This window comes from Pseudomonas migulae (assembly GCF_043225285.1).
In the GTDB taxonomy this organism is placed as follows: Bacteria; Pseudomonadota; Gammaproteobacteria; order Pseudomonadales; family Pseudomonadaceae; genus Aquipseudomonas; species Aquipseudomonas migulae_C.
Map to the genome: position 1 here is coordinate 2,883,778 of NZ_CP171224.1, position 17,277 is coordinate 2,901,054.

Below are 17,277 nucleotides of genomic sequence, written 5' to 3' on the forward strand. Positions count from 1 at the left end.
TCTTGCTCCATTGGGTTGAGTGAATCAGATGAAATTGATTTCTTTGAGGTAGTCGCAGCCGCGACGTAGTAGTGCCGGGGACTTTTCCGGGTAGTGCGCGCCCATCTGCCGCACGCCGGCCTGGGCGTTGGCGTGGCCGATCATCGAGATGTCGCCGATATCCTCCTCGAAGCCGTTGAGGTAGAAACCCAGTACACCGAACAGCGCGTTGTCGCTGTCCACCCGGCCCAGTTGCTGCTGCCAGTCCGCGACGCTGACCATGGAAAATTCCCGGCCGGCCTCACGGAAGGACGCGACGTAATCGTCCCAGCTCAAGGGTTCGGGGTTGTGCAGGTTGAATACCGCTTTTTCCGCGGAGTAACGGCTGGCATGGAAGGCGATGAAGCGGGCGAGAAAGTCCACGGGCATCAGGTCGAAGTTCAACGCGAACTCCGGCACCTGTCCGAGCTGGATCGAGCCCTTGAGCATCAGCATCAAACGGTTCTTGTGCGGCTGGCAGACACCGGTGAGGCTGTTGAAACTGATGTTGCCGGGCCGGTACACGTTGACCCGCACCCCACGTTCCCGCGCCCGTTCGAGAATGCGTTCAGCGACCCACTTGGACAGGTTGTAGCCATTCTTGATGTAGATCGGCGGCGTCTGCGCGGCGGGCAGTTCAAGCACCCTGCCGTCGTCGGCAATCGTGCTCGACGCCGACAGTGTCGACACATAGTTGAAGATCTTTTTACTGCGCCCTTCGCACAAGCGCAGGCACTCGAAGATCGGCTCGACGTTATCCCCTGCCAGCGACGCGTAATCGAGCACGTGATTGACGTTGGCGGCGTTGTGGACCAGTGCGCCGAACTCGCGATCCAAGTACTCGTAAACGCCCGTCGCGAGCCCCAGCGAGGGCTGTGTAATGTCCGCCGCATAAACCCGGACCCGGCTCAGGTCCAGATGCTCCAGGCGGTTCTCACGCAGAGCATGGGCGAAGCGATCCGTCGCCGATTGCCCGCCGCCCTCGCGCACCAGACACGCCACTTCGCTAGCGCCCCAGGCCAGCAACGCCTCGACGATGTGCACGCCGACAAAACTGTTGGCACCCGTGACGATCACCTTGTGCACATCGCCCATGCGGCTGACCGGCAGCGGCTGGATATCCAGCTCGCGGAAGGCATCGGCCATGGCCTGTTCGCTCAACACCTCTTCCGTGCCGGAACCGCGTACCAGGGTGGCCAGTTTCGCGATGGTCGGCAGTTCGATGAAGCGGTTGATCGAGATGCTGCGCCCGAACGCCTCACGCAATCGGAGCAACATGCGCGACAGCAGGATCGAATGGCCGCCCAGATTGAAGAAGCTTTCGTCGGTAGAAATGTCGCTGGCCGGCAACTCCAGCAACTCGGCCCAAATCTCCAGCAGCAACGCTTCATCGGCATTGGTCGGCAAGCGTCGCGCCGCGTTTTCGCTGATGTGGACGGGCAACGCCTGCAACGCTTTGCGATCCACCTTGCCGTTGCTGGCGAACGGCATGCTCGCCAGTTCGGTCCACGCGGTGGGCTGCATGTAGTCCGGCAGAAACTGGCTGGCGTGTGCTTTCAGCGCTTCACGCGCGGCGCTGGGTTGAGCCTCCTGAGGCTGGGCGAGGAAGGCGAGGATTCGCCGCTGGCTGTCGATGACCACGGCCACCTGGCGATACAACTGACTGTCGCGCAGGCAGCGTTCGATCTCTTCCGGCTCGACCCGAAAGCCGCGAATCTTTACCTGATTATCCCGACGTCCGCAGAGCTCGATGCCCGCGCCGGTCCACTTCGCCATGTCGCCGGTGCGGTACGCGCGCAGGCTCGCACCGTTCGGCAGGCTCAGGTTCAAATAACGCTCGGCGGTCTGCTGCGGATTGTTCAGATACCCCAGGCACACGCCCGGTCCGACGATGTACAACTCGCCGACGGTGTGTTCGGCCACCGGTTGAAAATCCTCGTCGAGAATCAACACCTGACTGTTGGCGATCGGTGCGCCAAGGGTGCGGTTGCTGTCACCCGCACGCAGTTGCCGCGCGGTGATCAGCACCGTGGCTTCGGTCGGGCCGTAGAGGTTGTAGAGGTTGCCCTGACGGGTGAGTTGCTCGATGACATAGGGTTCGCAAACATCGCCACCGGTCATCACGTGATCCAGGCACTGCAATTGCTCCAGCGGCAAAATGCTTAGCAACGCCGGTGGCAAAAACGCGTGGCTCAACTGTTGGTGGCGGATCAGTTCCACCAGTTGCAGCGGGTCGCGGCGCTGGTCGTCGCTGGGCACGATCAACTCCGCGCCTTGCAACAGGGTCGGGAAGATATCGATCAGCGACGAGTCGAAACTCAACGACGAAAACTGCAACACGCGGCTCTGTTCAGTCAGTTGCACGTAGTCGGCGTACCACGCGGTGAAATGTGCGAGGTTGGCCTGGCTGAGCAACACGCCTTTGGGGTGACCGGTAGTGCCCGAGGTGTAGAGCGCCATGCACGGCGCATCGAGATCAGGGCACTGCTGCATCAAGGGTTGAGCGAGATACACGCCCTCCAAGGGGATCGCGCTGATGTCCAGGCTGGGCATCTCGTCCGCCAGCGGATGCTGCCCGTCATGCAGCAACAGCACGGCGCCGGCATTCGACAGAATGAATTGCTGACGCTGCAAGGGATGACTCGGTTCCAGCGGCAGGTACACCGCGCCACAGCCGAGGATCGCCAGAATGCCTGCATACAACGCGCTGCATTTCGGCAGGCAGATCCCGATCACCAACGGCCCGTCATGCTGCACGAGCAACGGTTGCAGGCGCTGCTGAATGGCGCGGCTATAGGTGTGCAATTCTCGATAGCTGTGCGAAGTGCCCGCAATGTTCAGCGCCGGCCGTTCGGCAGACTGAATGAAGCGCTGCTCAAGGCGCTGGATCATCGGCACCTGAGCGAGCTGCAGCAACCGAGGCTGCACGGTGGCGTTGAGCCTATGGACGAAGGCCAGGCTTTCGAGAAACAGCAGACTTTCCACTCGCTCGAAATGAACGGGCGCTGTCGGCTCGGCCAGCAGGAAATAGTCCGCATCACGCGAATAACGGCTGACCAACAGCGCCACGTGATCCACCAGTTCAGCCACCGCTCGCAGGCGCAAGGCCTGGCCGTTGCCCGAGGGTTCGTCGGCAATCGGGACGCGGGTGAGCAAGGTCGAATCGCAAAGGCACAGCAGATCCAGCGGCGGCAGGCCCGACGCGTTCGGGATTCCGATACCCAGGCGCAGCGTCAGTCGCGGAGCATCGCTGTACGGCTGGAATGGCAGGCTGTCATCGTCGATCAGCAAATCAGCGGTGTTCGCCGGTGCCTGCTCCAGGTTTGTCAGCCGTGTGAGTGAATGCCCGTGTTGTTCGAGTTCCAGCGCCAGGTCGCTGAGGACCTGGCTCTGCCCGATGAGCAAAATATCGAGACGTCGCATGATGTGCTCCTCGTTAGACCAGGTAGTCGCTCAGGGCCGCTTGTACGCACGGGGAATCGAGCAGCGAGCTGCTGTGGAAAAACCGCACGATGTTGGCGACCAGCGGGTGATGCCGATTGATCGGGAAGGCCAGCCCCGACACTTCACGCTTGAGTGCGTGGCGCGCGGCATCGCTGATTTGCAGGGACTCGATCAGGCGGTAATCGAAGGATTTCTGAATGTCGTTGGTCAGGTAATGGCCGATGAACACCGGCAGAATCTGCGCGATGCACTGGCGATCCGCTTCGCTCGCGGTGTGCCAGTAGATGCGCACCAGTCGCGCCCAGAAGCCGGAGTGACGGCCTTCGTCGAGCAAGTGATCGGCCATCAGGCCCTTGATCGATTGCTTGACCGTGTCGTCCTTGGCGAACGCCGCGACATCGCCGGTGACGGTGTTCTCGGCGATGGCCACGCAGATCAGTTCCACAGCGCTGCGCAGGTGCTCCGGTGCCAGGGCCACGGCGGCAGGGATCGCCCGGCTGAGCTCGATTTCATCCGGCAATTCGATGGGCGAAATGCCGGTCATGGCCACGGTCTGCTGCATGAAATCCATCGCCACCAACGCGTGGTAGTCCTCGTCCACCACCACGGTCATGGCGTCGTAGCGACAGGCAAACGGGAAGGCCACGGCGAAGCGATTCTTGGCGATGCTGCGCGCGGTTTTGTCGACGATCTCGGTTTCGAAAATCACCACGTCGTTGATGAATTTGTAGAGCGTCTGCACCAGGGCGAAATCCCGTTGCTCCGGGCATTCGCGCAGAAAGGTTTCACTCAATACCAGCGGTTGGCGACTGAGCGGGTAGATCAGCTTTTCGTCGTTCTCCAGCACGCGGCGCGGGCGGGTGCGGATGGTGGCGCGGCTTTCCCAGGCGTCGGCGAAAGATTGGTAGTCGGCGGCGTTCATGCGTTCACCTCCGCGACCGGTTCACTCATGCTCTGGCGCAGGCCGTCCCACAGGGCGATGCGGCTTTCCACGGCTGCGAGGGCGCTGGTGTAGACGTCTTCTTCCCGTTGCGGATCGCCATCGACCAGCCGCGCCAACAGTTTTTCCGCCGCCGGCCCATGGTCTTCGGAATCGACTTCGATGTGCCGCTCCAGGTAGTAGCGAAAGGTCGGCGCCTGTTCGATGCCGATGCCCCAATCGTCGAGAATTCGCTGGAACATCTGCGGAATGACGCTCTCGCGCCCGTGCAGAAAAGCCGCCGCCACGCTGTGGCCCGGCGCGTGCAATGCGGTGTGCAAGGTATGGCGCACGAACTGCGCGGCAGCCGGGTCGATGTCCACGCTTTGCAACGCCACGTCGTAACTCACACCTTCCTGTTGCAGCGCCACGAAGCGCTCGACGGCGACCGTGCTGGCGCCCACTTCGCGCATGGCGTCCAGGTACAGTTCGAAATGGCTGTAGTGGCCGTGAGCCGGACGGTCATCGGACTCTTCACCGAGCACGATCTCGTTGATCAGTCGCGCCGCCTGCGGATCGCGCGGCGGCAACCACGGCAACTTCACACAGGTCAGTTCCTGTTGCAGGCGCTTGGTCAGCGACATGAAATCCCACACCGCAAAAACATGAGACTCCATAAAGCGTTGCAATACCGAAAGCGAATGTATTTCAGCGAAAATCGGGTGCGCACTGAGTTCTGCTTTCTTCTGGTTCAGACGATCTTTAGTCGATTTCATGGCGAGCCTATAAGTGGACTGGAGTTAGGTGAAATCAATAAATTACGGGTGCTCGAAGTTTTCTGATGGCGAACGAATGCTTCAAATGAACTGAACTGCTCTAGTGGTTTGTAAGTCGTTTGTTTGTGGTGTTGCAGCCAGCAATCATTGGTGGCGAAGAAAAACTAATACACGAGCAAAGTGCTGGGCAAGTTATTTGTTTGTTATTTTTAAGTTCAACTTTTCAAGGCGCGATAAGTGCCAATAAAACTTTTTATTTAAGTTTTATTTGGGCGTAGTTGCTCCTTCCGGCTTATATAAGTCGAAATCGAAATAAAGAGTGAATGCCTCACTCGAGCAACTTTCTAAGGAGGATCGTTAGTGTGATGTGGGGGGTGGAAGTTGGCCGGGACGCCGATGCTTCCTTTCCCGTGACAAGACTCCTTCCGTAGGTTCTTGATGCGGGGATTGCGCCGCTCATGCGGTGCGCCACCCGTTTTATTAGTGATTGGCAGTCCAAGAGTGAGCGTAAATCAAGGCAGCCGCTATCACCGACACGTCAAAGGTCGGTGCAAGCGTTGGGTGTGGGGGGAAGAATTCGCAGGCGCAGCAAGCAGCGAGCAGGTTGACCTGCTCGCCACGATGGCCGGGATGATTTATTTCGGGGTTTTTCGGCTTTGTGCTTCCGGGCTGTTGAGGTAGTTCGTGATGACCTCGACGCCCCGGTTAAGGTGATGTTCAAGCAGCTTGACCGTGCGCTCGGTGTCGCGGTCTTGTGCGGCCTGCAACAGCGCACGGTGATCGTCCTGGGACAACTTGCCCAGGCCCATGGCTTCCAGGTTGAAACGCAGGAAGCGCTCCTCTTCGTTCAACCCGTCTTCGATCAGCCGTAATAGCCGACGGTTAGGCGCCTTGCAGTAAAGCGACATGTGAAACAGCCGGTTGAGACGGCCAATCTCGGTGTAGTCGTGTTCGGTTTCCAGTTCGTCGATGTAGCGGGCCGCCTGGTCGAAGTCTTCTTGGGTGAGCAAAGGAATCGACAAGCGCAGGGCTTCGGACTCCAGCAGGATCCGCAATGCGTAGGTTTCGGTGGCATCGCCCTGGACCAGCGGTGCGACCACCGCACCTTTGTGGGCGACGACGTTGAGCAACGCTTGCGCTTCGAGCTGGCGCAACGCTTCCCGCACCGGCATGCGACTGACGCCGAACAGGTCGGCCAGGTCTTGTTGTCGAAGCGCCGTGCCGCAGGGAATGCGACCGTCAAGAATGGCGGCGCGCAGGGTTTCTTCGATGACCGAGCGGGCCAGATGAGCGGGAATCGGCCCGTTGACCTTGATACTGCTAAGAGGGTTGGGCTTCTGTGTCACTACAACGCACCCTGTCTGACTGAAGAAATTTGGATCCAAGAGGACACTAGTGACTGCCTGACGGGTTGTCAAACGCGTCTGAAAAACAGCTCACACCCCAAAGTTTAGCGCGCTCCCAGTGATCTCACCGTGCCATTGTCTTTTAACCGGCTAACCTTCACCATCAATCGATTCCACCTGCCTGACTGGATATCTCCCATTGGCGGCACGTTTCGCGATCCCTCGGACTTTGCGCTGGTTATGCTGCGCGTTGCTGCTGGCCGGCGCCCTGTCGGGCGGTCTGCATGCCGATTGGGATTTTTCCCTGATCAGCCGCAAGGCGCAGGCATTGTACGGGCCACTGGGCGCGGGGCAGCAGCGCATCGATGCCTGGCAGCATCTGCTGGCGACGCAAAAGCAGCTCAGCGAGCCGGAGCAGCTCAATGTGGTCAACCTGTTCTTCAACAGACAGATGCGTTACCAGGAAGACATCGACCTGTGGCACGAAGTCGACTATTGGGAAACCCCGATCGAAGCCTTGTGGAAAGGTGCCGGTGACTGCGAAGACTACGCCATCGCCAAATATTTCAGCCTGCGCCACCTCGGCGTGTCCAGCGACAAGCTGCGCATTACCTACGTCAAGGCCTTGAGCCTGAACCGCGCGCACATGGTGCTGACGTATTACGCCAGCCCCGACGCCGTACCGCTGGTGCTCGACAGCCTGATCGATACGATCAAACCCGCCACCCAACGGACCGATCTGCTGCCGGTCTACGCTTTTAATGCCGAAGGGGTGTGGTTGCCGGGCGCCAAAGGCAACAAGAAAGTCAGTGACACCAAACGTTTGTCCCGCTGGCAGGATGTGTTGAAGAAAATGCAGGCGGAAGGTTTTCCGATCGAGACGATTAACTAGGAGCACGCGCTCAGATGTCTTTGTTCAAACAGCTATTGATCGCAATCTGTCTGTTCCTGGTGGTCGCCTTCACCGGCAGCTTCATGGTCAGCCTCGAAAGCTCGCGCACCCAGTACGTCAACCAGCTGCGCTCCCACGCGCAGGACGCGGCGACGGCGCTGGCGCTGTCGTTGACGCCGAACATCGACGACCCGGCGATGGTCGAGCTGCTGGTCAGCTCGATTTTCGACAGTGGTTATTACGCGAGCATCCGCGTGGTCGATCTGTCGAACGACAAGACCCTGGTCGAGCGCAGCGGCATTCCGGCGGTGAACAACGTGCCGGACTGGTTCGTCAAACTGATCGGCCTGGAGCCGGCGGGCGGCGACGCGATCGTCAGCCGTGGCTGGGAGCAGGCGGCGCGGGTCGAAGTGGTCAGCCATCCGATGTTTGCGCTGGCCAAGCTGTGGCAGAGCGCATTGGGCAGCCTCGGCTGGTTGCTGCTGTGCGGCGCGGTGAGTGCGGCGCTGGGCGCGTTGTTGCTGCGTCGGCAATTGAAACCGCTGGACTACATGGTCCAGCAATCCCATGCCATTGCCCGCCGCGAATTCCTCAGCCTGCCCGACCTGCCGCGCACCCCGGAATTGCGCCGCGTGGTGCAGGCCATGAACCAGATGGTCGAGAAGCTCAAGGCGTTGTTTCAGGAGCAGGCCGAGCGCAGTGAAAAACTGCGCGACGAGTCCTATCGGGACGCTTTGACCGGGCTGGCCAACCGGCGTTACTTCGAGATGGAATTGAATGCACGGGTGAGCAACCCGGAAACCGCAAGCTCGGGTTATCTGTTGCTGCTGCGGGTCAAGGACCTCGCTGGGTTGAATCAGCGTCTGGGCGGCCAACACACTGACAACCTGCTGATAGCGGTCGGCGAGCAGCTGTCTCGTGAGTGCGCCAAATATCCCGAAACACTGAACCTGGTTACGCGGATCCGCGGTGGCGAATTCGCCGTGCTGGCGCCGGGGCTGGTGCACACCGAAGCGCTGCAACTGGCGCAACACCTCGACACGGCAATGACGAGCCTGCATGCGACCGGCGCCACCGATGTCGCCGCCGTGGCCTACATCGGGCTGGCGCCGTTCATGTACGGCGACGCCCCGCAAGCGGTGCTCGGCCTGGCGGATCAGGCGCTGGCGCAGGCCGAGGGGCAAGGTGACTCGCGGTGGGTCTGCCTGGATCGCACGGCGCCGGCGAGCGTCGGCGATGACCATCATGCCTGGCACACGCTGCTCGATCAGGCGCTGAATCAGCGGCGTTTCGAGCTGTATTTTCAGCCGGTGGTGGCCAGCCAGGACACGACGCTGGTGCTGCATTACAAAGTCTTGTCGCGGCTGATCGACGATCAGGGCCAGACGATTCCGGCGGGGCGATTCCTGCCGTGGCTCGAGCGTTTCGGCTGGGCGGCGCGGCTGGATCGGCTGATGCTGGAGCGGGTGCTTGAGCAAATGGCTGGCCATGAAGCGTCGCTGGCGCTGAACCTGTCTTCGGCGACGCTGACCAGTCCACAGGCGCTGGGCAAAGTCTTCGACATGTTGCGCGCGCACTCCAGTTTCGGCCCGCGGCTGATCCTGGAAATCGGTGAGGAGCAACTGCCGGAGCAAGCGAAACTGGAAGACCTGGCGCGGCGCCTGCGTGAGATCGGCTTCTCGTTGAGCCTGCAACATTTTGGCGGGCGCTTCAGCATGATCGGCAACCTGGCGCGGCTGGGGCTGGCGTACCTGAAGATCGACGGCGTGTATATCCGCGCGATTGATAAGGAGAGCGACAAGCGTCTGTTCATCGAGGCGATCCAGCGGGCGGCGCACAGCATTGATTTGCCGTTGATTGCCGAGCGGGTCGAGACCGAAGGCGAGTTGTCGGTGATTCGCGAGATGGGGGTTTATGGTGTGCAGGGGCGGTTGTGTGGGGAGCCGAAGCCTTGGGCGTGAGGCTTTGAATTTGCTTTGTCAGTGAGGCCGCCATCGCCGGCAAGCCGGCTCCTACAGAGATTGCGGTTGATCACACGTTAATGGTCAAACACAAAACCTGTAGGAGCCGGCTTGCCGGCGATGGCGTCATAACAGACGCCACCGACCCGTCTGTGGGAACATCCGAATGGGGACAACCGCGTCGGAGATTTCCTTCAAATCGCGGTGGTGTCCGTGAACTTGTCCGGGCCCAGGTCCGTGGATAGTCTGAGTTTGTCACTGAATTAACAGTGACTCGGACGTGCAAGTCCGGGTAAAGCCCACATAATCTCTGAGGGTCATACTCATGTCCGATACCGCATCAGCTTCGCCAAATAGCGCTGAAATCGCGCCGCACAAAACCTCGCTCTTCATCGTCGCCCCCGATGTCAACATCGAAGCCCTGCTCGCCAACGCCTCCGAAGACCTGCTCTCCATCAGCGCCATCGCAGCCAACCTCGCCGACGACGTGGACGGCCCGAGCCGATGCGTCGCGTTGGCGCTTAACCGGATGGCTGATGGCGTGCATTTATTGGTGGAGCGGGCGCTGGATCATCTGGAGTCGCCGGAGTTGTTGGCGTTTTTGTTCAGCAAGGATGAGCCGGCGGTGAGTTGAAGGCCGCCATCGCGAGCAGGCTCGCTCCCACAGTAAACCTCTGTCGAACACAGATGAGATGTTCACTGAAGATCCAATGTGGGAGCGAGCCTGCTCGCGATGGCGTCGGAACAGACGACAAAGAACAACAGCTCAGATCAACCCCGAATCATCCTCATCCACCAAATGACTCAACCCCCCCAACGCCTCCCGGGCCTGGGACCGGTCCATCAACTTGGCCTGCGCCGCCGCCGGCAAATCGGTCACGCGGATCACGCCCTTATCCGTCAGCACCTGAATCAGGTCGTCGAGTACCCGGATCATGTCCAGGTCGCTCTGCTTCAATTGCTTGAGCTGTTTGATCTGCTGCAGTTGCTTGTGGCTGGTTTCCATCACTTCGTTGGCGAACCAGGCTTGAAGGTCGGGGTGATCGGCGGGCAGGGTTTCGGTGGATCCGGTGTAGGCCTCGGCTTCCACGCGCGTCAATTGGCCGTCCGCATTGCGTTGCACGTAGAACATTGAGCGTCCCTCAGAGTTGAGCAGCGTCATCCTGTCAGCAGCATAGGCGAATTAGGCCATATGGTTATTCGCTAACGGTATTTAAAATCGTGTTCTTATACCTATAAAGTCAACCCCCTGCGTACCTGCCGACCAATCGGCGCGCCGCACGACACGAACCAACACGGGACCTCCGTGAGTTTCTGATCGACGTGCGCGCCATCGAGCGTGCCGTGCGTGGGAGTGAATCATGTCTGCAGCTACTGCTACCCCAAGCGCCGCGAACAACGCGCCGCAAGTGTTTGAAATCCGTCCGTTCAGCGGCGCTGTCGGTGCCGAAATTATCGGCCTCGACCTGTCCCGCCCCATCAATGACCAGGAATTTGCCCGCATCCATCGCGCGCATCTGGATCATCACGTGGTGGTGTTCCGCGACCAGCGCATTACCCCTGAACAACAAATCGACTTCAGCCGTCGTTTCGGCGTGTTGCAGATCCACGTGCTCAAACAGTTTTTGCTGAGCGGGCACCCGGAAATCCTCATCGTTTCCAACATCATCGAGAACGGCCAATCCATCGGCCTCGGTGACGCCGGCAAGTTCTGGCACTCCGACCTCTCCTACAAAGAACTGCCAAGCCTGGGCTCGATGCTGCACGCCCAGGAGCTGCCGTCCGAAGGCGGCGACACCTTGTTCGCGGACATGCACAAAGCCTGGGACAACCTGCCCGACGCTTTGCGCAAAGCCGTCGAAGGTCGCTCGGCTGCGCATTCCTACACGGCGCGTTACAGCGAAACCAAATTCGAAGGCAACTGGCGCCCGACGCTGACGCCGGAGCAACTGGCTCAGGTCGCCGAAGTCGTGCACCCGATTGTGCGCACGCACCCGGAAAACGGCCGCAAGGCGTTGTTCGTCAGCGAAGGCTTCACCACCCGCATCGTCGGGTTGCCGGACGACGAAAGCAAGCAATTGCTCGACGAACTCTACGCCCACAGCGTGTTGCCGCAAAACATCTACCGCCATCAATGGCAGCCCCATGACCTGGTGTTCTGGGACAACCGCTCGCTGATCCACCTCGCCGCCGGGTGCCCAAGCCATCTGCGCCGCAAGTTGTATCGCACCACCATTCAGGGCGACGCGCCTTTCTGATTTGTCGGAGATTGATCATGTCCAAACGTCTTCCATTTGCACCGTTGGCCGCGGCCATCGGTCTGGGTTTCAGCCTGCTCGCCGGCAGCCTGGTGGCGCCGACCGTGGCCCACGCCGAAGGTGAAATCCGCATCGCCGAACAGTTCGGCATCGTTTATCTGCTGCTCAACGTGGTGCGCGATCAGAACCTGATCGAGAAGTACGGCAAACAGGAAGGCCTCGACATCAAGGTCGACTGGACGCAGCTGTCCGGCGGCGCGGCGGTCAACGATGCGCTGCTCTCCGGCTCGATTGATATTGCTGGCGCGGGCGTCGGCCCGTTGCTGACCATCTGGGACCGCACCCACGGCAAGCAGAACGTCAAGGCGGTCGCTTCCCTCGGCAACTTCCCGTACTACCTGGTGAGCAACAATCCGAAGGTCAAAACCATCGCCGACTTCACCGAGCAGGATCGCATTGCGGTGCCGGCGGTGGGTGTGTCGGTGCAGTCGCGCTTCCTGCAATACGCCGCTGCCAAGCAGTGGGGCGACAAGGAATTCAATCGCCTCGACAAGTACACCATCGCCGTCCCGCACCCTGACGCCACGGCTGCGCTGATTGCCGGTGGCACCGAATTGTCCGGACACTTCTCCAACCCGCCGTTCCAGGATCAGGCGCTGGAAAACCCGAACGTCCACGTGGTACTGAACACCTATGACCTGCTCGGCCCGAACTCGCCGACGGTGCTGTTCGCCACCGAGAAATTCCGCAACGAGAACCCGAAAACCTACAAGGCGTTCGTCGAGGCGCTGACCGAAGCGGCGCAATTTGCCCAGAACGATAAAGGTGCGGCGGCCGATACCTACATCCGCGTGACCAAGGCGAAAATCGACCGCGCCGCGCTGCTGAAAATCATCGACAACCCGCAGTTCGAATTCAGCGTGACGCCGAAAAACACCTACCCGCTCGCCGAGTTCCTCTACCGCGTCGGCGCGATCAAAAACAAACCGGATTCGTGGAAGGATTACTTCTTCCAGGACGCCAAACCGCTGCAAGGGAGCTGACCGACATGAACGCCCCTTTGCAAGGCCACACGGTCAGCAAACCGAACGCAGCAAACCAAGCGTTGCTGTCGGTCGATAACGTCAGCCTCGAGTACCGCACGCCCCAGCGTGTGGTCCGGGCGACTCACCAAGTCAGTTTTGAAATCGACCCGGCGGACCGTTTTGTCCTGCTCGGGCCGTCCGGTTGCGGCAAGTCGACGTTGCTCAAGGCCGCCGCCGGGTTCATCCAGCCCGTCGAGGGAGAGATCCGTCTGCAAGGCCAGCGCGTCGATGCGCCGGGGCCGGACCGGATCGTGGTGTTCCAGGAGTTCGACCAGCTGCCGCCGTGGAAGACCGTCAAACAGAACGTGATGTTTCCGCTGCTGGCGTCGAAAACCCTCAAGCGTAAAGAGGCTGAAGAACGGGCACTGCACTACCTCGACAAGGTCGGTCTGGCGGCGTTTGCCGATGCCTATCCGCACACCTTGTCCGGCGGCATGAAGGCACGGGTCGCCATCGCGCGGGCCCTGGCGATGCAGCCGAAAATCCTCCTCATGGACGAACCCTTCGCCGCGCTCGATGCGTTGACCCGCCGCAAGATGCAGGAAGAATTGCTGCTGCTCTGGGAAGAGGTGCGCTTCACCCTGTTGTTCGTCACGCACTCCATCGAAGAAGCGCTGGTGGTGGGCAATCGCATCTTGTTGCTGTCGCCGCATCCGGGCCGCGTGCGGGCGGAAGTCCACAGCCATCAGTACGATTTGCACAGCCTCGGCGGCGTGGCGTTTCAGGAATCGGCACGACGGATTCATCGCTTGCTGTTCGATGAAGGGCAGTCGCCGGAAACCGAGCGCGAGCTGGATTTCGCCGACATTCGCATCGCTTACTGAGCCATTGAGAGGAGTGCCCGATGAGCCAGTTATCATCCGTGCGTGAAGAATTTGAAACCGTGTTGCAACCGCTGACCAGCGTGCCGCTGGAGCGGGAATTACCGTTTGGCCAGCGCCTGTGGCAACAGGGCTGGGTGCGTAAAAGCCTGATCCTGATTTTGCTCGCGGTGCTGTGGGAAGTGGTGGCGCGCATCCAGAACAACGACCTGTTGCTGCCCAGTTTTGTGCAGACATCCAGTGCGTTGTACGACGGCCTGCTCAGCGGCGAGTTGCTGGGCAAAGTGTGGATTTCCCTGGTGGTGCTGCTCAAGGGTTACCTGATCGGCATTGTCCTGGCGTTTGGCCTGACCACCTTGGCGGTGTCGACCCAGTTCGGTCGCGATCTGCTGAGCACGTTGACCTCGATGTTCAACCCGTTGCCAGCGATTGCGCTGTTGCCGCTGGCGCTGCTGTGGTTCGGGCTGGGGCAGAACAGCCTGATTTTCGTGCTGGTGCATTCGGTGCTGTGGGCGTTGGCGTTGAACACCTATGCCGGGTTCCTCGGCGTCTCCGAAACTCTGCGCATGGCCGGGCGCAATTACGGTTTGAAGGGCATGCGCTTTGTGCTGTTCATCCTGATTCCGGCGGCGCTGCCGTCGATTCTGGCCGGGCTGAAAATCGGTTGGGCGTTTGCCTGGCGTACCTTGATTGCGGCTGAGTTGGTGTTTGGCGCGACCAGTGGCAAGGGTGGTTTGGGTTGGTACATTTTTCAGAATCGCAATGAGCTGTATACCGACAAGGTGTTTGCCGGGTTGGCGGTGGTGATTCTGATCGGGTTGCTGGTGGAGAACCTGGTGTTTGACACGCTTGAGCGGGTGACCGTGAAGCGGTGGGGGATGCAGCGTTAGGTTTTGTGGTGTCTGGTCGGGCGCCATCGCGAGCAGGCTCGCTCCTACATGGGATCTTTGTGTACAACGAAGAACCCCTGTAGGAGTGAGCCTGCTCGCGATGGGGCCAGACCTGCCAACACATATGTAAGAGATGTTTGCTAGCATTGCGCCCAGGTCAATCCTGCCCAGCCAAGAGTGCTCAGCATGCAACTCCCCGACATGAACCTTCTGGTCGCCCTCGACGCCTTGCTCGACGAGGGCAGTGTGGTGGGCGCTGCGCGGCGGATGAACCTCAGCCCGGCGGCCATGAGCCGCACACTCACGCGTATTCGCGAAGCCATCGGCGATCCGATTCTGGTGCGCGCCGGCCGCGGCCTGGTGCCGACGCCCAAGGCATTGGCGTTGCGTGAGCAGGTGCGGGAAGTGGTGGAGCAGGCCGCGTTATTGTTCCGCTCCGCCGATGAGGTGGAGCTGGGCAGTTTGCGGCGACGCTTCAGCATTCGCGCCAACGATTTCTTCGTGGGCGTCTACGGCGGCAGGCTGTTCGACACCATGGAACGCCAAGCGCCGCACTGCGAGCTGCGCTTCGTTCCCGAGGGCGATGGGGATGACGATTCCCTGCGTGAAGGGCGCATTGATCTGAGCGTCAGCAACAACCGGCCGCTGATGCCGGAAGTGAAGGTCCAGAACCTGTTCTCCACCCATTTCGTCGGCCTGGTACGCGAGGACCATCCGCTGTTCGACGAAGAGATTACCGCCGAGCGGTTCTCCGGGTTTTCCCACATCAGCATGTCCCGTCGCGGCATCGCTCGCGGGCCGATCGACACGGCGCTCAACGCGCTTGGCCTGGAACGGCGAGTGGCGGTGATTGCGCCGAGTTTCCATGCGGCAATGTTCGCCTTGCCGGATTCCGACCTGATTCTGCCGGTGCCCAAGGAAGCGCTGCTGAGCGTGCGGCGACTGGGCCTGAAACTGCGTTCGTTTACCCTGCCGATTCCGTTGCCGACCCTCATGCTGACCCAGGCGTGGCACCCGCGTTTCGACAAAGACCCGGCGCACCGCTGGATGCGTGAAACGCTGAAGACCTGCTGCGATCAGACTTGGCTTGAGGCTCAGCCTTGACGGCGGTATGAGCCGCTAACACCTATGGATGGTGTTCCGCCCGGCATGGCGGTGTTAACTTTTTTCCATGGTGTGTCGCGAGACCGAGGCTTTTCCCTCGCTTTTCTTCGCCGAGCTATTGCTGCGCCCGACGCACTTATAAGTTGCTGATAAGTCAGTTTTCGTCAGTGACCCGCGTTCGTAGACTACGGCCTTAATTTTTCGGAGTTTTGAACCGATGACCTCTCTGACGGCCTCGGTGCCTCTGGCTGCGCCCGTGCCGGCCAGCGCGCCCATGGTGTTTGGTCCGCGGATCATCATTGGCCTGGTGGGTGTGCTGCTGGCGGTGCTGGTTTCGGGCCTCAACGAAATGGTGACCAAGGTCGCCCTGGCGGATATCCGCGGCGGTTTCGCCATTGGCTACGACGAAGGCACCTGGCTGGTCGCGTGTTATGCCGCGACGTCGGTGGCCGCTGCGGCTTTCGCGCCGTGGTGCGCGGTGACCTTGTCCTTGCGTCGTTTCACCCTCTGCGCGATCAGCCTGTTCACCCTGTTGGGTGTGTTGTGCCCGTTCGCCCCGAATTACGAAAGCCTGCTGCTGATGCGAACCTTGCAAGGGCTGGCAGGCGGTGCGTTGCCACCGATGCTGATGACCGTCGCGCTGCGTTTCTTGCCGGCCAATGTGAAAGTGTATGGCCTCGCCGGGTATGCGCTGACGGCGACGTTCGGCCCGGGGCTCGGCACGCCGCTGGCCGGGTTGTGGACCGAGTATTTCGGCTGGCAGTGGACCTTTTGGCAAATCGTCGCGCCGTGCCTGATCGCCATGGCGGCGGTGGCTTACGGCATACCCCAGGATCCGCTGCGTCTGGAGCGTTTCAAGCAGTTCAACTGGCGCGGGTTGCTCCTGGGTTTTCCGGCGATCTGCATGCTGGTGATCGGCATCCTGCAGGGCAACCGGCTGGACTGGTTCGAGTCGAGCCTGATCTGCAGTTTGCTCGGGGGCGGGTTGCTGCTGCTGGTGCTTTTCCTGATCAACGAATGGTCGCAGCCGATGCCGTTTTTCAAGATGCAGATGCTCGGCATCCGCAACCTGTCGTTCGCCTTGCTGACCCTCGCCGGGGTACTGGTGATCCTGTTGGCGGTGATCATCATTCCATCGAGTTACCTGGCGCAGGTGCAAGGCTATCGCCCGGTGCAGACCGCGCCGATCACGCTGCTGGCAGCCTTGCCGCAGTTGATCGCGCTGCCGTTGGTGGCGGCGTTGTGCAACCTGCGCTGGATCGATTGCCGCTGGGTGCTGGGCCTCGGTCTGAGCATGCTGGCGCTGTCCTGCGTCGGTGGTTCGCAGCTGACATCGGTGTGGATTCGCGACGATTTCTACGTACTGCAACTCCTGCAAATCTTCGGGCAACCGATGGCGGTGTTGCCGCTGTTGATGCTCTCGACCGGCAGCATCAGCCCGATGGAAGGGCCGTTCGCTTCGGCCTGGTTCAACACCGTAAAAGGCCTGGCGGCCGTGATCGCCACAGGGGTGATCGAGACGCTGACCACGGCGCGGCTGCACTTCCATTCAACGATGCTGGTGGATCGCCTCGGCAACTCGCCGCTGGCCGACAGCGACGTCGCGGGCCTTGCCCATCGGCTGCATGAGCAAGCCGTGGTGCTGACGGCCTCCGATCTTTATCTGTGCATGAGCGGCATCGCCGTGGCGCTGATTCTGCTGATTTTCTGGCTGCCGACGCGGATCTTCCCGCCCCGCGCGCCGACATGAATGCTCCACTGAA

At 60.7% G+C, this 17,277-nt stretch carries 14 protein-coding genes; 9 read left to right on the forward strand and 5 right to left on the reverse strand.

The features are described 5' to 3' along the window. Window positions 1-24: 24 nt before the first annotated feature. The 4 genes from ACF6ZU_RS13380 to ACF6ZU_RS13395 all read right to left on the reverse strand — a co-directional run bounded on the left by ACF6ZU_RS13380 (window position 25) and on the right by ACF6ZU_RS13395 (window position 6,503). Complete coding sequence (locus ACF6ZU_RS13380; protein WP_392893136.1) at window positions 25-3,441, reverse strand: amino acid adenylation domain-containing protein; 3,417 nt, start codon at window positions 3,439-3,441, stop codon at window positions 25-27. 13 nt (window positions 3,442-3,454) lie between these two features. Continuing rightward, window positions 3,455-4,384: a diiron oxygenase gene (locus ACF6ZU_RS13385; protein ID WP_392893138.1), complete on the reverse strand. Its 930-nt coding sequence runs from the start codon at window positions 4,382-4,384 to the stop codon at window positions 3,455-3,457. Next, a complete protein-coding gene (locus tag ACF6ZU_RS13390) occupies window positions 4,381-5,157 on the reverse strand; it encodes a DUF3050 domain-containing protein (protein WP_392893140.1) in 777 nt (258 codons plus the stop codon). Before ACF6ZU_RS13390 ends, ACF6ZU_RS13385 begins: the two co-directional genes overlap by 4 nt. Before the next feature lie 635 nt (window positions 5,158-5,792). Further along, window positions 5,793-6,503 (reverse strand): GntR family transcriptional regulator, encoded by a 711-nt coding sequence (locus tag ACF6ZU_RS13395; protein ID WP_392893142.1) that lies wholly within the window; start codon window positions 6,501-6,503, stop codon window positions 5,793-5,795. A gap of 199 nt (window positions 6,504-6,702) precedes the next feature. Here ACF6ZU_RS13395 and lapG point away from each other — a divergent pair, with 199 nt between their 5' ends. From lapG to ACF6ZU_RS13410, 3 genes are all read left to right on the forward strand, one after another. After that, complete coding sequence (gene lapG, locus ACF6ZU_RS13400; protein WP_392893145.1) at window positions 6,703-7,395, forward strand: cysteine protease LapG; 693 nt, start codon at window positions 6,703-6,705, stop codon at window positions 7,393-7,395. Between the two features lie 14 nt (window positions 7,396-7,409). Next, window positions 7,410-9,356 carry a cyclic di-GMP receptor LapD gene (gene lapD, locus ACF6ZU_RS13405; RefSeq protein ID WP_392893147.1) on the forward strand — a complete coding sequence of 649 codons (1,947 nt, stop codon included), beginning with the start codon at window positions 7,410-7,412 and terminating at the stop codon, window positions 9,354-9,356. Between the two features lie 325 nt (window positions 9,357-9,681). After that, on the forward strand, window positions 9,682-9,990 hold the full coding sequence (locus ACF6ZU_RS13410; RefSeq protein WP_392893150.1) for a DUF6124 family protein: 309 nt from the start codon (window positions 9,682-9,684) through the stop codon (window positions 9,988-9,990). Between the two features lie 132 nt (window positions 9,991-10,122). Here the strand turns inward: ACF6ZU_RS13410 and ACF6ZU_RS13415 are convergent, their stop codons facing one another. Beyond that, entirely contained in the window at window positions 10,123-10,488 is a 366-nt protein-coding gene (locus ACF6ZU_RS13415) for a tryptophan synthase subunit beta (RefSeq protein ID WP_392893152.1), read from the reverse strand. Window positions 10,489-10,717: 229 nt separating this feature from the next. On the opposite strand from ACF6ZU_RS13415, the gene ACF6ZU_RS13420 reads away from it, so the two are divergent. The 6 genes from ACF6ZU_RS13420 (at window position 10,718) to ACF6ZU_RS13445 (ending at window position 17,264) form a co-directional block, all read left to right on the forward strand. Beyond that, complete coding sequence (locus ACF6ZU_RS13420; protein ID WP_392893154.1) at window positions 10,718-11,614, forward strand: TauD/TfdA dioxygenase family protein; 897 nt, start codon at window positions 10,718-10,720, stop codon at window positions 11,612-11,614. A gap of 17 nt (window positions 11,615-11,631) precedes the next feature. Then, entirely contained in the window at window positions 11,632-12,657 is a 1,026-nt protein-coding gene (locus ACF6ZU_RS13425; RefSeq protein ID WP_392893156.1) for an ABC transporter substrate-binding protein, read from the forward strand. A gap of 5 nt (window positions 12,658-12,662) precedes the next feature. Further along, complete coding sequence (locus tag ACF6ZU_RS13430) at window positions 12,663-13,523, forward strand: ABC transporter ATP-binding protein (RefSeq protein WP_392893158.1); 861 nt, start codon at window positions 12,663-12,665, stop codon at window positions 13,521-13,523. A gap of 20 nt (window positions 13,524-13,543) precedes the next feature. After that, window positions 13,544-14,410 (forward strand): ABC transporter permease, encoded by an 867-nt coding sequence (locus ACF6ZU_RS13435; protein WP_392893160.1) that lies wholly within the window; start codon window positions 13,544-13,546, stop codon window positions 14,408-14,410. 186 nt (window positions 14,411-14,596) lie between these two features. After that, on the forward strand, window positions 14,597-15,514 hold the full coding sequence (locus tag ACF6ZU_RS13440; RefSeq protein WP_392893162.1) for a LysR family transcriptional regulator: 918 nt from the start codon (window positions 14,597-14,599) through the stop codon (window positions 15,512-15,514). 217 nt (window positions 15,515-15,731) lie between these two features. After that, window positions 15,732-17,264 carry an MFS transporter gene (locus ACF6ZU_RS13445; RefSeq protein ID WP_392893164.1) on the forward strand — a complete coding sequence of 511 codons (1,533 nt, stop codon included), beginning with the start codon at window positions 15,732-15,734 and terminating at the stop codon, window positions 17,262-17,264. Window positions 17,265-17,277: the final 13 nt, after the last annotated feature.

Coding starts and splice junctions, on each gene's coding strand:
- ACF6ZU_RS13430 (WP_392893158.1), top strand. CDS start 12,663: ATGAACGCCCCTTTGCAAGGCCACACGGTCAGCAAACCGAACGCAGCA.
- ACF6ZU_RS13410 (WP_392893150.1), top strand. CDS start 9,682: ATGTCCGATACCGCATCAGCTTCGCCAAATAGCGCTGAAATCGCGCCG.
- ACF6ZU_RS13420 (WP_392893154.1), top strand. CDS start 10,718: ATGTCTGCAGCTACTGCTACCCCAAGCGCCGCGAACAACGCGCCGCAA.
- ACF6ZU_RS13440 (WP_392893162.1), top strand. CDS start 14,597: ATGCAACTCCCCGACATGAACCTTCTGGTCGCCCTCGACGCCTTGCTC.
- ACF6ZU_RS13380 (WP_392893136.1), bottom strand. CDS start 3,441: ATGCGACGTCTCGATATTTTGCTCATCGGGCAGAGCCAGGTCCTCAGC.
- ACF6ZU_RS13445 (WP_392893164.1), top strand. CDS start 15,732: ATGACCTCTCTGACGGCCTCGGTGCCTCTGGCTGCGCCCGTGCCGGCC.
- ACF6ZU_RS13425 (WP_392893156.1), top strand. CDS start 11,632: ATGTCCAAACGTCTTCCATTTGCACCGTTGGCCGCGGCCATCGGTCTG.
- ACF6ZU_RS13435 (WP_392893160.1), top strand. CDS start 13,544: ATGAGCCAGTTATCATCCGTGCGTGAAGAATTTGAAACCGTGTTGCAA.
- ACF6ZU_RS13390 (WP_392893140.1), bottom strand. CDS start 5,157: ATGAAATCGACTAAAGATCGTCTGAACCAGAAGAAAGCAGAACTCAGT.
- lapD (WP_392893147.1), top strand. CDS start 7,410: ATGTCTTTGTTCAAACAGCTATTGATCGCAATCTGTCTGTTCCTGGTG.
- ACF6ZU_RS13385 (WP_392893138.1), bottom strand. CDS start 4,384: ATGAACGCCGCCGACTACCAATCTTTCGCCGACGCCTGGGAAAGCCGC.
- ACF6ZU_RS13415 (WP_392893152.1), bottom strand. CDS start 10,488: ATGTTCTACGTGCAACGCAATGCGGACGGCCAATTGACGCGCGTGGAA.